Source organism: Thermacetogenium phaeum DSM 12270 (genome assembly GCF_000305935.1).
Taxonomy (GTDB): Bacteria; Bacillota; DSM-12270; order Thermacetogeniales; family Thermacetogeniaceae; genus Thermacetogenium; species Thermacetogenium phaeum.
This window is the reverse complement of sequence record NC_018870.1, coordinates 1,464,841-1,478,833: the sequence shown is the minus strand read 5'-3', so window position 1 is coordinate 1,478,833 and position 13,993 is coordinate 1,464,841. Positions and strand designations below refer to the sequence as shown.

Annotated in this window: 10 protein-coding genes and 1 pseudogene; 10 read left to right on the top strand and 1 reads right to left on the bottom strand. The window is 49.8% G+C overall.

Features of this window, described 5'->3' with window-relative positions:
• Positions 1-37: 37 nt before the first annotated feature.
• The gene (locus tag TPH_RS07275; RefSeq protein ID WP_015050544.1) at positions 38-592 is read left to right on the top strand and encodes a cell division protein ZapB; all 555 of its coding nucleotides are present in this window, start codon (positions 38-40) and stop codon (positions 590-592) included.
• Between the two features lie 194 nt (positions 593-786).
• On the opposite strand, the pseudogene TPH_RS07270 reads toward TPH_RS07275, so the two are convergent.
• Positions 787-1,362 (bottom strand): annotated as a pseudogene (locus tag TPH_RS07270) (hypothetical protein); the annotation flags it as partial.
• Between the two features lie 197 nt (positions 1,363-1,559).
• Between TPH_RS07270 and TPH_RS07265 the strand changes: the two are divergent.
• From TPH_RS07265 to carB, 9 genes are all read left to right on the top strand, one after another.
• Positions 1,560-1,862, top strand: a complete 303-nt coding sequence (locus TPH_RS07265) for an ArsR/SmtB family transcription factor (RefSeq protein ID WP_408033294.1) — start codon at positions 1,560-1,562, stop codon at positions 1,860-1,862.
• A 39-nt stretch (positions 1,863-1,901) separates the two neighbouring features.
• Positions 1,902-4,088: a heavy metal translocating P-type ATPase gene (locus TPH_RS07260; protein ID WP_015050541.1), complete on the top strand. Its 2,187-nt coding sequence runs from the start codon at positions 1,902-1,904 to the stop codon at positions 4,086-4,088.
• Between the two features lie 293 nt (positions 4,089-4,381).
• Positions 4,382-5,452 (top strand): HD-GYP domain-containing protein, encoded by a 1,071-nt coding sequence (locus TPH_RS07255; RefSeq protein ID WP_015050540.1) that lies wholly within the window; start codon positions 4,382-4,384, stop codon positions 5,450-5,452.
• A 93-nt stretch (positions 5,453-5,545) separates the two neighbouring features.
• The gene (gene ytxC, locus TPH_RS07250) at positions 5,546-6,415 is read left to right on the top strand and encodes a putative sporulation protein YtxC (RefSeq protein ID WP_028990981.1); all 870 of its coding nucleotides are present in this window, start codon (positions 5,546-5,548) and stop codon (positions 6,413-6,415) included.
• 284 nt (positions 6,416-6,699) lie between these two features.
• A complete protein-coding gene (gene pyrR / locus TPH_RS07245) occupies positions 6,700-7,248 on the top strand; it encodes a bifunctional pyr operon transcriptional regulator/uracil phosphoribosyltransferase PyrR (protein WP_015050538.1) in 549 nt (182 codons plus the stop codon).
• Positions 7,249-7,377: 129 nt separating this feature from the next.
• On the top strand, positions 7,378-8,319 hold the full coding sequence (locus TPH_RS07240; RefSeq protein ID WP_015050537.1) for an aspartate carbamoyltransferase catalytic subunit: 942 nt from the start codon (positions 7,378-7,380) through the stop codon (positions 8,317-8,319).
• On the top strand, positions 8,303-9,625 hold the full coding sequence (locus TPH_RS07235) for a dihydroorotase (RefSeq protein WP_015050536.1): 1,323 nt from the start codon (positions 8,303-8,305) through the stop codon (positions 9,623-9,625). Before TPH_RS07240 ends, TPH_RS07235 begins: the two co-directional genes overlap by 17 nt.
• Before the next feature lie 47 nt (positions 9,626-9,672).
• The gene (carA, locus tag TPH_RS07230; RefSeq protein WP_015050535.1) at positions 9,673-10,737 is read left to right on the top strand and encodes a glutamine-hydrolyzing carbamoyl-phosphate synthase small subunit; all 1,065 of its coding nucleotides are present in this window, start codon (positions 9,673-9,675) and stop codon (positions 10,735-10,737) included.
• A gap of 41 nt (positions 10,738-10,778) precedes the next feature.
• A complete protein-coding gene (gene carB, locus TPH_RS07225) occupies positions 10,779-13,982 on the top strand; it encodes a carbamoyl-phosphate synthase large subunit (RefSeq protein WP_028990982.1) in 3,204 nt (1,067 codons plus the stop codon).
• The last annotated feature ends 11 nt before the right edge of the window (positions 13,983-13,993 follow it).

Sequence of the window (13,993 nt, the reverse complement as noted above, 5' to 3'; positions counted from 1 at the left end):
AGGCTTTATCACTGAGACTTCGAGGAGATGACCGGCAATGCCAGAAGTGCTAGAACAGCTTAAGGAGAAATTGGACGCCACCCGCTCCGAGTGCGCCCGCATGAAGGGGCGGCTGGAACGGCTGGAAGAAGAGAAAGCCCGGAGGGAAGCGAAGAGTGCCGAATTGGAACACCAGGCGGAAGTCTTGGAAAAGGTCTCCGAGGTTTTCCGGGCGGCGTCCGAGTCCGCCCGGGAGCGCGCCCGCCGCAAGGTCGAGGCGGCGGTCACGGACGCCCTCCAGGCCGTCTTAGGGCCGGGGATCCGCTTCAAGGCAGCGGTTTCTGACCGCGGTGGCCGCCCCTATGCCGATTTCACCGTGGAGTCCGAATACGGCGGAGCGCGGACGGAGACCCCCATACTCGATGCCAGGGGCGGGGGAGTTGTTGACGTGGCGTCCCTCGCTCTCAGAACGCTGGCGGCGGTGGTCACCAGCCCCGGGAAAGCGCCGATAATCCTCGACGAGCCGGGCAAGCACTTGAGCGAGGGGTACAGCGCGGCGTTCGGGGAGCTGTTGAAGAGCATCTCCAGCCGGTCTTCCGCACCCTGCCATTAATAGTTTTCCGCAACTATGCAGACAATCCGGCAGACAAATCGGCAGACAATAAAAAGTAATAAAATGGTAACTGTAAGTTGTGGACTCCAGTTTTTTAAGCCCTCCGGATAAACCTTCCGAGCCTTTTCTTTTCCCCCAAACAGGCGTTCTTGTGTCCCACATATCGCACCCTGGGGTGAAAACGACCTTTAATTTTACTGATGGCTAAAAAAGGCACCTAATAAAAGCTTGTTGGCATAAGGAGACCTCCCATAATTCGTACAAGAGTAAATCTCTTCACTGAAACCGGCCAGATGCAAGAGCCGGCGGATGTCTTCGGTCAACTGGTTCTCCGAAACCTGATGGATAAAACCGGAATCGGTTTCAATAGTGGCTATGGTAAGTGGTTTCAGCATCTCCAGCAGCATTGTCCCCGTTGGGTTGAAAGACTTGCGCTTCCCGGGGATCGTCAAAGGCTTGCTTTCTTTGGCCAGATTACGCCGCACCCGACGCTTGATCACCTGCTCCTCTTTGATTTCGATCTTCAATTCAAAGAGCGGTGAAGCATGCTTTGCCAAAAAAATCTCCAGTTCTTTTTTGGCATCGGCCTCGCAGAAGAATTTCCTTTTAGCAAGCTCATCACAGGCAGAAGGCAGCTCCGACTCCCTGGTTTCGATCATCTTCTTGATGCTTTTCTCTTTCTTCTTGTCCAGGTGCACTACGATGAACCGGTAGGTGCGGCCGTTGAGTTCCCTGACCGCCTGCTGGATCCTGTAAACTGCGGCATCCTCCTACTACCCGATTGTCTAATTGATTTTGCCATTTTCAAATCTCTCCTTGGAATTGACGGAATTGAGGTTAAATGGATATACTGATATTAAACATATGAATATATGATCAAGTTTCAATGGGAAGTGATACCGTGCATCAATATCATGCTCTCCATGAACAATCTGTCGGTTTCCTCGATCATAACGATCTTGTAAAACTGGTGAGAGAAAAAATGCCCGATGATGAATGCCTTTTTGACCTCGCAGAGCTTTTTAAAGTTTTCGGTGATACCACAAGAGTGAAAATACTTTTTGCTTTATTTAAAGCGGAAATGTGTGTTTGTGACCTGGCAACTCTCTTGAGGATGTCCCAATCCGCCGTTTCCCATCAGCTCAGGGTGTTAAAACAGGCAAGGCTGGTCAAATGCAGAAAAGAAGGCAAAATGGTTTATTACTCCCTGGATGATGAGCACGTCAAACAGATTTTTGACCAGGGAATGGCTCATATCACCCACCGTTAGATTGGGCAATCCGGATATTATCTGAAAGCAGGTGGCTAGATGAATATAGGCCGGGGCTGTGAAAGCTGCACAGTTAATATAAGGCAAAAGACATATAAGAAAACCTATAACACAGGAATTACTAAAAAAACGTTTCTATTGAAAGGGCTAAGCTGTGCTGAAAGTGCTGCCAAAATTAAAAAAGAAGTGGACAAAATAAAAGGTGTGCGTTACTCCTTTCTGGATTGTGTGGACAAGAAGCTTTCGATCCACATATGCGACGAGCGGAACTTAGAAATTGCAGATGAAGTTGCTGAAATCATTAAAAAAATAGCACCGAATGTTGATGTCTTTGAGGACCGTGAGGCTAAAGGTACCGCTCTGGTCGAGGATGAGTCGCTCAATAAAAAGGAACTGATCAAGATCGGTACCGGGGTGGTGTTAACCTCTTTTGCTCTTGCATTTGAGTTCTCTTTTGCTGCTGAGCTCGTATTGTTTTTGGTGAGCTATGTTATAGTTGGTGGAGATGTAGTGCTCAGCGCTGTAAGAAATATCTTCAAGGGACACGTTTTCGATGAAAACTTTTTGATGAGTGTGGCCACCATCGGTGCTTTTGCCATCCGGCAGTTTCCGGAAGGGGTAGCGGTCATGCTCTTTTATAAGGTAGGGGAATATTTTCAGGATCTGGCTGTCAAGCGCTCTCGCAGTTCTATTATTGCTTTGATGAATATCCGGCCGGACTACGCAAATTTACAGGTAGGAGATGATATCAAAACAGTACCCCCTGAAGAGGTAAAGATAGGAGATGTGATTCTAGTCAAACCAGGTGAGAGAGTTCCCCTGGACGGGGTAGTCATCGAAGGAAGATCGATGGTTGATACTTCTGCCTTAACAGGAGAATCAGTTCCCCGGGATGTAGAGGAAGGAAGCAGTATCCTGGGAGGCTTTATCAATTTAAACAGTTTGCTCAAGGTTCAGGTTACTAAAGAGTTTGAGGAATCTACCGTTTCTAAAGTCCTTAATTTAGTTCAGGACGCCAGCAACAAGAAAGCGCCAACAGAACATTTTATAACTAAATTTGCCAGATACTACACTCCTGTCGTGGTCTTTGGTGCTCTAGCCCTGGCACTGATACCACCGATTGTCACTCAAGGCGCAAACATTAATCAGTGGATCTACCGCGCCTTAGTTTTCCTAGTCGTTTCCTGTCCATGCGCCCTTGTTATTTCGATACCGCTAGGATTTTTTGCCGGCATCGGCGGAGCTTCTCGAGCGGGAATCCTCGTTAAAGGAGGCAATTACCTGGAAGCATTAAATGATGTTACTACGGTTGTCTTCGATAAAACCGGAACATTGACAAAAGGGATTTTTAAGGTTACAAAAGTTGTGCCGAAAAACGGGTTCAGCAATAATGAATTGCTCGAATTAGCAGCGTATGCCGAAGTGTTTTCCAATCATCCCATTGCTGCTTCCATTAGAGAGGGTTACGGAGAAGTAATTGATAAAAGCGCCGTTGATAGTTATGAAGAGATCCTGGGATATGGGGTCAAGACAATAGCCTGTGGGAAAGAGATTTTTGCCGGGAATATAAAGTTGATGAAAAAAGAAAACATACCCTACGACGAAGTTGAAATACCTGGAACAGTTGTGCATCTTGCCGTTAACAAAAATTATGCCGGTTATATTATTATTTCCGATGAAATTAAAGAAGGCTCCAAAGAAACAATAAAAGCCCTAAAAAATCTCGGTATTAAAAAAACCATAATGCTAACCGGAGATAGCAGAATGGTGGGTGAAAGGGTAGCGCAGGAGTTGGGAATCGATGAGGTTTACACCGAGATGCTTCCTGACCATAAAATGCAACAGGTGGAAAGGCTGAAGAAGGAAATAAATAAAAAAGAAAAGCTTGTTTTTGTCGGGGATGGCGTCAACGATGCACCGGTGCTGGCAATGGCCGACATCGGGGTTGCGATGGGGAATTTAGGCTCAGATGCTACTATTGAAGCTGCGGATGTGGTTTTAATGACAGATGAACCGGTGTTACTAGAGAAGGGTATCCGAATTGCCAAAAGAACGAGGAGTATCATCTGGCAAAATATTGTTTTTGCATTGGGAGTTAAAGGATTTGTGCTTGTTTTATCCATTTTCGGATTTGCCACCATGTGGGCGGCAGTTTTTGCCGATGTAGGGGTAGCCCTTATAGCAGTCCTTAATGCAAGCAGGTCTATGTATGTAAAAAATATCTAAAGAACGAGATGCAGATTTTTTCTGCTGGATCAACAACGAACCGCACGTCTAAGGTGCGGTCGTTTTGTCCAGCCGAATTTCCTCTTAGCCCCTTATCCATAGGAGGAGTTAGATTGTTCCGAATAGAAAAGATTGATAATGTCCTCTAAAGACAGCGAATTTTAAATAGCTTTTGGGCTGGAAAGCATCTGGAAATTTTGAATGAGGCGACAAGCTTCTATTACAGATGAGTAGTAAATCACAAAACACTTGAGCAGAAAGCCGAGAGGTCTGCCTGGTAAGGAGGTTGTTCTATGCGAAAGGTAGCCGTACAAAACCTGCAACCGGGTATGTTCCTTGAAAAACCGGTTTATACCAAAGGTGGCCGCATTCTTCTCGACAGGGGGGTTAAGCTTACGGAAAGTTACATCAGGAGGCTAGGCGAATTTGGAATCCCTTTTGTTTATATTTGGGATGAGCGCATCGCCGAGATAGAGATCGACGATTCCGTAAATGATGAGACGAGGCTCCGGGCGGCCGAAATTGTACATGAGTCAATGGAAAATATCAGGCTGGGGAAAGGGCTGGATACTCAGGAGATTAAAAAAATGGTTGAAGATATCATCAAGCAAATCCTCGATAACAGTGAAGCCCTACTTCATCTGTCTGAGATCAGGATAGCGGGAGAGCAACTCTTTCATCACTCTGTGAATGTTGCGATTTATGCCATATTAACCGGTGTCAACGTTAGGTACGGTGAAAAAGAGCTGTTGGAACTGGGGACAGGGGCGCTTCTCCATGATATTGGTAAAAGCAGACTCCCTGCACGCATTCTCAACTCTCCGGAGCCATCTTTCTTTTCAGATTGTGAGGAGTTTAGGAATCATACATCTTACGGTTTTGAAATCATGCGCCGGGAGAATAACCTCAGCCTCCTTTCCGCCCACGTAGCTTACCAGCACCATGAATGTTATGACGGCACGGGTTACCCGCGAGGGTTGAAAGGGGAGGAGATCCACGAATATGCCCGTATTGCAGCTATTGCCAACACCTACGACATTCTGGTGAGCGGATTGTACGGAAAGCGATTAGCTCCTTACCAGACAATTGAGTATATTATTGCTCAGGCCGGTCGGGCCTTTGATCCTAAACTGGCACGAATCTTCTCCACTAACATCGCCGTTTACCCCCTGGGTAGCCTTGTTCGGCTTAATACTGGCCAAAAAGGGTTTGTCATCCATATTCCCAAGAACTATCCGACCAGGCCGATAGTCAGATTGATCGCTGATGCTGATGGGAAAAAGTATACAGGTAATTACCCGGAAATCAATCTTCTCCAGGAGCTGACGGTTTTCGTTGAGGAGGTTTTAGAGGAAGAGAGTTAGGCGGTAAAAAAAGTATTCAGGAAAACCCCTTCCGAATAATAACATACTATGTAATAGATAATATATTTTATCAGTGAGGAAGGGGTGATTTTTGTGTCCTTCCGGTTTCTCATCGGAACCATCTCCTATGCAGATGAACTCCGGAAAAGATTGAATCTTGAGCTTAAGTTTTTACAGAATGAACAAGCGGACGTACTCTACCGGGAAGTAGAAATCCCCCCCTGGTCATTTATGATGGTTGGGATAGAGCGGGCTGAGCGCCAAGGGGAGCATAGATTCGCCTGCCGCTTTGCCGTAGCCAAGGCGATCACCGATTTATTCGTTAATCACCTGGAGGCCAATTATGTAAAAAATTACATCGAAAAAGTTTATAATTATTGCTCTCCGCAGGATCGTTTTGAAATAGTCAGCTGTACACTGGAAACGCTGGAAAAATTAAAAATTATCCGGCGAAACCGAATTCTGCAAAGTGTTTACGACTTCCTAGCCGATAACAGGAGCATCAATATAGAGGGTTTCGCCAAATTTCGCCTTCGTAATTACTGGAAGCAGCTCCAGTGCCTTGTCAGGAGAACCGGTCAAGAATATTTGAACGCTAAGGATTATCAGGAGTTCGTTCGGCTGCTTCGCTGCTTTATAGAAATGCAGGAGCCGAAAATGGACGAGGTTCATATTTTTGTCACAGTTGAGAGCACCTTTTTTATCTGCGACCGCAGAGGAAACATTATCAGAAAGGAACATCTGTGCACCCCGTCCTTTTCCGTAAACGGTGGAGAGTTTAATTATAAAGATTATTTGTTGAGCATGTTGATTACTCTGGTTCCGAAAACCATAGTTTTTCACGTTTCGGATCATACATGGGAATCCGATCCCTTGCGGACAATCCAGCAGGTTTTTGAGGATCGCATTTGCCGCTGCTCTGGTTGTGATAGATGCCGCCATTTGCTCGGTCGTCAACAATGAATATTTATATCCTGAAAACGTCCTTGGCTAGGAACAAGATGTCAGACCGACTAGTTGTAGAAAGATCAGGAAAGGTCTCCAGCGGTATCGATAGAAAAAAGAATGAAGCGTAAATTTTTTGTTTTGATTATATTGACTTGATGATAGGAAGTGTTATACTTTTTTCGAAGGGCCTTTAAGCTGGTCCTGTGAGGCCGGCAAGGTATTAATAGAAAGTTTGCCGCGCGCCTGCTTACAAGGTACCTTGGAAGCAGGTTTTTTGGTGTAAATGAGGAGGGATAGCCTTGTCCCCGCACGAAAAAGCCCAGATTATGGATGCAGATGCTATTAGAAGGGCGTTGACGAGAATCGCCCACGAGATTCTGGAAAAGAACCAGGGAACCAAAGACCTTGTTTTGGTAGGTATCAGAAGGCGGGGTGTCCCCCTCGCCCGGAAGATCGCCCAAACTATTAAAGAAATAGAAGGAACTTCAGTTCCCCTGGGGATTCTGGACATTACCCTTTACAGGGATGACCTGAGCCAGCTAGGCTACCAGCCACTGGTAAGAAAGACTGAAGTTCCCTTTGATATAACCGGCAAAAAGGTTATTCTCGTTGATGATGTGTTGTATACGGGGAGAACGGTGCGAGCTGCTCTGGATGCTCTCATCGACCTGGGAAGACCAAAGTTGATTCAACTGGCAGTTTTAATTGATAGGGGGCATCGGGAACTACCCATCAGGGCCGACTTTGTAGGAAAGAACGTACCCACCTCCCGGAAAGAGGAAATATCTGTGAGCGTCCAGGAGATCGACGGGGTTGATAGGGTGGCGATAATCGAAAGGAAAACGTAAAAAAAGAATGCCCTTTAAATCTAGTCCTGTGAGGCTAGCAAGGGGGTTGCGGGAAGAGGGAGACACCTCTTTGTTAGCCTGGTGCGGCGAACAGAGAGGTTTTTTTATGCGAAGGGGGTTCCGGATTGCATGGTATTTACGAGAAAGGATGTTCTCGGCCTTGAAGACCTTACTGCCGAAGAAATCAGTTTGATTTTGGACACGGCAGAGTCGATGAAAGAGGTTCTGAAAAGGGAGATCAAAAAGGTCCCCACACTGCGCGGCCGCTCGGTTGTGACCCTCTTCTACGAACCGAGCACCCGGACGCGTACCTCTTTTGAACTGGCTGCGAAGTACCTGGGCGCTGACACCACCAGCATTGCAGTAGCTACCAGCAGCGTGCAGAAGGGAGAGAGCCTGCGCGATACCGCCAGGACTATCGAAGCTATGGCTGCGGATGTGATCATCATCAGGCATTCTGCAGCAGGAGCTCCCCATCAGCTGGCGCGTTGGGTGAGTTCACGGGTAATCAATGCCGGTGATGGCGCCCATGAGCACCCCACACAGGCCCTCTTGGATTTGTATACGATTCGAGAGAAAAAAGGATGCTTCCGAGGTTTGAAGGTAGCTATTCTGGGGGACATCGCTCACAGCAGGGTTGCTCGATCCAATATCTGGGGTTTGACCAAACTGGGAGCCGAGGTCCGGGTTGTTGGCCCGGCTACATTAATGCCACCTGACATTCATAATCTAGGGGTTAAGGTTTACTACAACTGGGAGGAGGGTCTCAAGGATGTAGATGTTATCAATGTCCTGCGCATCCAGCTGGAGCGGCAGAAAAAGGGCCTTTTCCCCAGCATTAGGGAGTATACCCGGTTGTATGGTCTTGATGAGGAAAAACTGCAGGTGGCCAGCCCGGATGTTCTCGTCCTCCACCCGGGTCCCGTCAACAGAGGGGTTGAAATCAGCGCCGAGGTACAGGACGGCCACCATGCGGCGATCAATGAACAGGTAACAAATGGCGTTGCCGTACGGATGGCCCTGCTTTATCTTCTGATGGCAGGAGGTGAAAAAGATGAAATATCTGCTTAAAGGCGGGATGGTCGTCGATCCGGTGGCTGAAACGGTTGCCCCCCTAGATATCCTTGTGGATGAAGGGAAGATCGCGGCGATGCGCCCCGGTATCGAAGACAGCGATGCCGAGGTTCTGGTAGTGGAAGGAAACTATGTCTTTCCGGGCTTTATAGATATTCACTGCCATCTGAGGGAGCCGGGGGAGGAGCTAAAAGAGACAATTCTCACCGGCACCCGGGCTGCCGCCAAGGGAGGCTTTACTGCCGTTGCCTGTATGGGGAATACGAAACCTCCGGCAGATAACGGTGCGGTTGTTACCTATATCAAAGAAAAGGCTCAAAGGACATCTTTCCCGGTTTATCCCATCGGTTGTGCCACCAAAGAAAGGAAAGGGGAGGAGCCTGCAGAGATCGGCGACCTTAAAGAAGCGGGTGTGGTTGCCCTGTCAGATGACGGAGATCCGATCATGAACGCTGAGGTCCTGCGACGGGTAATGGAGTACGCCCGGATGTTCGAACTCCCTGTAATCAGCCACTGTGAGGATAAGAATCTGAGCGGAAGCGGTGTGATGCATGAAGGCTACATCTCAACACTGCTGGGGCTGGAAGGGATCCCTGCTGCGGCTGAGGAGGTGCACGTTGCCCGCGATTTGATTCTGGCCGCAATGACAGGGGTACACCTTCATGTTGCTCATGTGAGCACCGGCGGTTCGGTGCACCTGATTAGAGAGGCGAAGAAACGCGGGGTAAGCGTAACTGCCGAGGTTACCCCTCACCACCTCTGTCTGACTGCAGAAGCTGTAAGGGGATATGACACCAATACCAAAGTAAATCCTCCTTTGCGGACCAAAGATGACATCCGGGCCCTGTTAGAAGGTCTTAAAGACGGGACGATCGATGTTATCGCCACGGATCATGCCCCGCATAGAAAGGAGGAAAAGGAAGTAGAGTATAATTATGCCCCCTTCGGCATCTCCGGATTGGAGACCGCTGTACCCTTGATGTGGGAATACCTGGTGGCAAGGAAGGTGCTCAGTCCGGTAGAACTGGCGAAGAAAATGGCCTTAAACCCGGCACGCATTATCGGTCTCCCGGATCGGGTAATCAAGGTCGGAGGTGAGGCCAATATCACCGTTGTTGATCCTGACTTAAAGCGCCCGGTTGTAACCCGGGAATTCCTTTCTTTGGGCAAGAACAACCCCTTCGAAGGCCGATTGCTGCGGGGTTGGCCTGTGCTGACGATGATCAGGGGCGAGGTCAGGTTTACCTGGGATACCGGGTACAATAAGCAGGAGCGAGCAGTTACGAGCAAGAGCAAGCGGTAAGAGCAAAATCAGGTAAAGTTTTGGTTAAGGAAGGAGCGCTACTGTTTATGGAAGCCTGGTTGGCTTTAGAGGATGGAACTGTCTTTCGGGGGAAGTCCTTCGGCAGTACCGGAATAGTGACCGGAGAGGTTGTCTTCAATACCAGTATGACCGGCTATCAGGAGATACTCACCGATCCTTCGTATTGCGGTCAAATTCTCGTGCTCACTTACCCTCTGGTGGGGAATTACGGGATCAATGAGGATGATTTCGAATCCGATAGGCCCTGGTTACAGGGCCTTATCATCAAGGAGCTCTGTGAATACCCCAGCAACTGGCGTTGCCGGATGAAGCTCGACGAGTTCTGCAGCCGGCATGGAATCATCGGCCTGGCCGGTATCGACACCCGGACTTTGACCAGGCGACTGCGCAGTTGTGGTACCATGAGGGGTGTGATTGCCACAGGGGAGCAGGACGCCGACTCCCTTATTGAGAAGGCACGTCAGGCCCCCCCCATATCAGGAAGGAATCTGGTTAAATTTGTTAGCACGAAGGAAGAGAAGGTTTTTGGGAACGGCCCCTTCAAGGTGGTGGTTTTGGATCTGGGGGTGAAGCGCAACATTATTCGCTTCCTTATACAGAATAACTGCACCGTTTACGTTGTTCCTGCCTGGACACCGGCGGAGGAGATTTTGAGCCACCGTCCTCACGGTGTGGTACTCTCCAATGGCCCCGGCGATCCCAGGGACGCCGTTGAGGTTGTGGAAACCACACGCCAGTTGATCGGTAAGGTGCCGTTGCTAGGGGTTTGCCTTGGACACCAGATCCTCGGTCTGGCATTCGGTGGGGAAACGTATAAACTCAAATACGGGCACCGGGGAGCCAATCATCCCGTCAAGGATCTGAAAACAGGGAGGGTTTATATTACTTCCCAGAACCATGGGTATGCTGTCGACGAAGAGAGCATATCAGCTGGTGAAATAGTGGTAACCCATCGCAATTTGAATGATGGCACAGTCGAAGGCATCAGACACCGGACAGAGCCCATCTTTTCCTATCAGTTTCATCCCGAAGGTTCGCCCGGTATCCTTGATACCACTCACCTTTTTGAAAAGTTTGTATCCTGTTTCTGATAAAAATTTAACGAACTAGCTAGAACTAGGAGGGATGACCCATACCTCGGAATAAAGACTTACGTAAAGTTATGGTTATCGGTTCGGGGCCCATCATCATCGGGCAGGCGGCTGAATTCGATTACGCCGGGACACAGGCTTGTCGCGCCCTCAAGGAAGAAGGAATGGAAGTGGTCTTGGTCAACAGCAACCCCGCTACGATCATGACCGACCGTGAAATGGCCGATAAGATCTACATCGAACCGCTAACCCCCGAATTTATAACGAATATCATCGATAAGGAAAGGCCGGATGGTCTTCTCGCAACCCTCGGTGGCCAGGTGGGCCTTAATATGGCAGTGCTTTTGGCCGAAAACGGGGTTCTGGACAAATACGGAGTCCGTCTCTTAGGGACGCCTTTAGAAGCGATCCGGAAGGCTGAAGATCGAGAGCGCTTTAAGGAGATGCTTGAAGATATCGGCGAGCCTGTTCCGGAGAGCAAGGTCGTGAGATCTCTGGAGGAAGCCCTTGATTTTGCCGGAACAACCGGCTATCCGTTGGTGGTGAGACCGGCCTATACCCTCGGCGGCACCGGCGGCGGGATAGCGTATAACGAAGAGGAGCTCCGACAGGTGGTTGGACGCGGTTTGGCTCTGAGCATGATCGGGCAGGTGCTGCTTGAGCGCAGTGTGGAGGGCTGGAAGGAGATCGAATACGAGGTGATTCGTGACAGCGCCGACAACTGTATTACTGTCTGTAATATGGAAAATATCGACCCTATGGGGATCCACACAGGGGATAGCGTCGTTGTGGCGCCCACCCAGACCTTGAGCGATGATGAAGTACAGATGCTGCGCAGTGCTTCCCTCAAAATCATCCGCTCCTTAGGTGTGGAGGGGGGATGCAACATTCAGTTTGCACTCGACCCCAAGAGCTTTAATTACTACGTCATCGAGGTCAACCCACGCGTCAGCAGATCCAGTGCCCTGGCCTCGAAGGCTACCGGTTACCCAATTGCCAGAGTGGCCACTAAAATTGCACTTGGCCTGCGGCTTGATGAGATAGAAAACTTCGTGACCAGAAAAACCAGTGCATGTTTTGAGCCAACCATAGATTATTGTGTCCTTAAGTTTCCCCGCTGGCCCTTTGACAAGTTCCGGATGGCCAACCGCTCCCTGGGAACTCAGATGAAGGCCACCGGTGAGGTTATGGCCATCGATCGCTCTTTTACGGGGGCTTTGTTAAAGGCCGTCCGCTCATTGGAAATTCCGGTAACCGGACTGTCCTTCGCCGGCCTTACGGATTGGGATACGGAGAAGCTCGTAGAAAAGCTTTCTGTGCCTTCTGATGAGCGCCTCTTTCTGATCGCCGAGGCCTTCCGGCGCGGCCTGACAATGGAGAGGCTAGCGTCAATTACCAGGATCGATCCTTTCTTCTTGAAGAAGATCGAAGAGATCACGACTATGGAAAAGGAGCTGGCAACCGCGGTTTCCCTCTCTTCCGAACTGCTGGATAAGGCTAAAAGCATGGGTTTTAGTGACGCCCTGATCGGCAAACTGAGAGGGATCAAAGAAGAGCGGATCCGGAAGATCAGAACGGAAAAAGGTATCCGACCGGTCTACAAGATGGTCGATACATGTGCGGCCGAATTCGAAGCTGTAACCCCTTATTTCTACTCTACCTATGAAGAGGAGAATGAAGCCATTCCCAGTTCCAGGCGCAAGGTGCTGGTGCTGGGAGCGGGGCCCATCCGGATCGGCCAGGGGATTGAGTTCGACTACTGTTCAGTGCAATCAGTTTGGGCGCTCAAGTCCGAGGGTGTCGAAGCCATAATCATCAACAACAATCCGGAGACAGTGAGCACCGACTCCGATACGGCCGACCGGCTTTACTTTGAACCGCTGACCCTGGAAGATGTTCTCCATGTTGTGGAACTGGAAAAGCCTGAAGGGGTAATTGTTCAATTCGGCGGGCAGACGGCCATCAATCTGGCAGGCCCACTGGCCGAAAACGGCGTCAAGATTCTGGGGACGTCTGTGGATAAGATCGATGAGGCCGAGGACCGTGAGAGGTTCGAACGGCTGGTCAACCGGTTGGGGATCCCAGTGCCTCCCGGCCGGGGAGCCACCTCCCTTGACGAGGCCATGACCATTGCGAGGGAAATCGGCTTCCCCGTGTTGGTACGGCCCTCCTACGTTCTGGGGGGGAGGGCTATGGAGATCGTATACAACGAAGAGGAGCTGGCCAGCTATGTAGAGTCAGCAGTAGCGGTATCCTCACATCATCCTATTCTTGTCGATAAATACTTCCAGGGGCAGGAACTAGAGGTGGATGCGATCAGCGACGGTGAGGATATCGTAATACCAGGCATAATGGAACATATCGAACGGGCAGGTGTCCACTCCGGTGACAGCATCGCCGTCTATCCGGCCCGTCTTGAAGACGAGGTGCGGGATAAAATCATCAACTACACCAGGAAACTGGCGCGCGCTCTTGAGATAAGGGGATTGCTTAACATTCAGTTTGTCTACTATCAGGGGGAGATTTATGTTCTGGAGGTCAATCCCAGAGCGAGCCGGACGGTCCCCTATCTGAGCAAGATTACAGGAATCCCCATGGTCGGTTTGGGGACCAGGGTTATGCTCGGCAAAACGCTCAAGGAAATGGGCTACCGGAGCGGTCTGGTTGAACCTAATTCCCTGGTGGCGGTGAAGGTACCCGTTTTCTCCTTCGGAAAATTGACGGAAGTGGATACCTTCCTCGGCCCTGAGATGAAGTCTACCGGTGAGGTAATGGGTGTGGACTATTCCGTACCGCGCGCCCTCTACAAGGGACTTTTGGCCGCCGGCTGTTCTGTTCCCCTTTCGGGGACGGTGTTGGTAACCATCGCCGACCGGGACAAAGAGGAGGTGCTTCCGATCGTTGTCGGCTTGAAGGAAATGGGGCTGCGCTTTGTGGCAACGACGGGAACTGCCCGCTTCTTAAGAGCGCACGGGGTGGAAGTGGAAGAGGTCAACAAGATCGAGAGCGGTTCCCCCCATGTTGTCGACCTAATCAACTCCGGTAAGATTGACTTTGTTATCAATACCCACAGCGGTGGCCGGGGAGCGGTTAAAGACGGATATCAAATCAGGAGAGCGGCAGTGGAGCATGGTATACCCTGCCTCACATCCCTGGATACGGCACGGGCGATGCTCGATTGTATTTCTTTCTTGAAAAGCGGGCAGGAGAGCGCTCTCCTCTCCCTTGACGAATATACAAACTAGTTTGGGAAGGA

What these genes read in the sequence shown, in the direction of transcription:
- TPH_RS07275 (WP_015050544.1), top strand. Translation starts at nt 38, where the DNA reads ATGCCAGAAGTGCTAGAACAGCTTAAGGAGAAATTGGACGCCACCCGC.
- TPH_RS07235 (WP_015050536.1), top strand. Translation starts at nt 8,303, where the DNA reads ATGAAATATCTGCTTAAAGGCGGGATGGTCGTCGATCCGGTGGCTGAA.
- TPH_RS07260 (WP_015050541.1), top strand. Translation starts at nt 1,902, where the DNA reads ATGAATATAGGCCGGGGCTGTGAAAGCTGCACAGTTAATATAAGGCAA.
- TPH_RS07240 (WP_015050537.1), top strand. Translation starts at nt 7,378, where the DNA reads ATGGTATTTACGAGAAAGGATGTTCTCGGCCTTGAAGACCTTACTGCC.
- carA (WP_015050535.1), top strand. Translation starts at nt 9,673, where the DNA reads ATGGAAGCCTGGTTGGCTTTAGAGGATGGAACTGTCTTTCGGGGGAAG.
- TPH_RS07255 (WP_015050540.1), top strand. Translation starts at nt 4,382, where the DNA reads ATGCGAAAGGTAGCCGTACAAAACCTGCAACCGGGTATGTTCCTTGAA.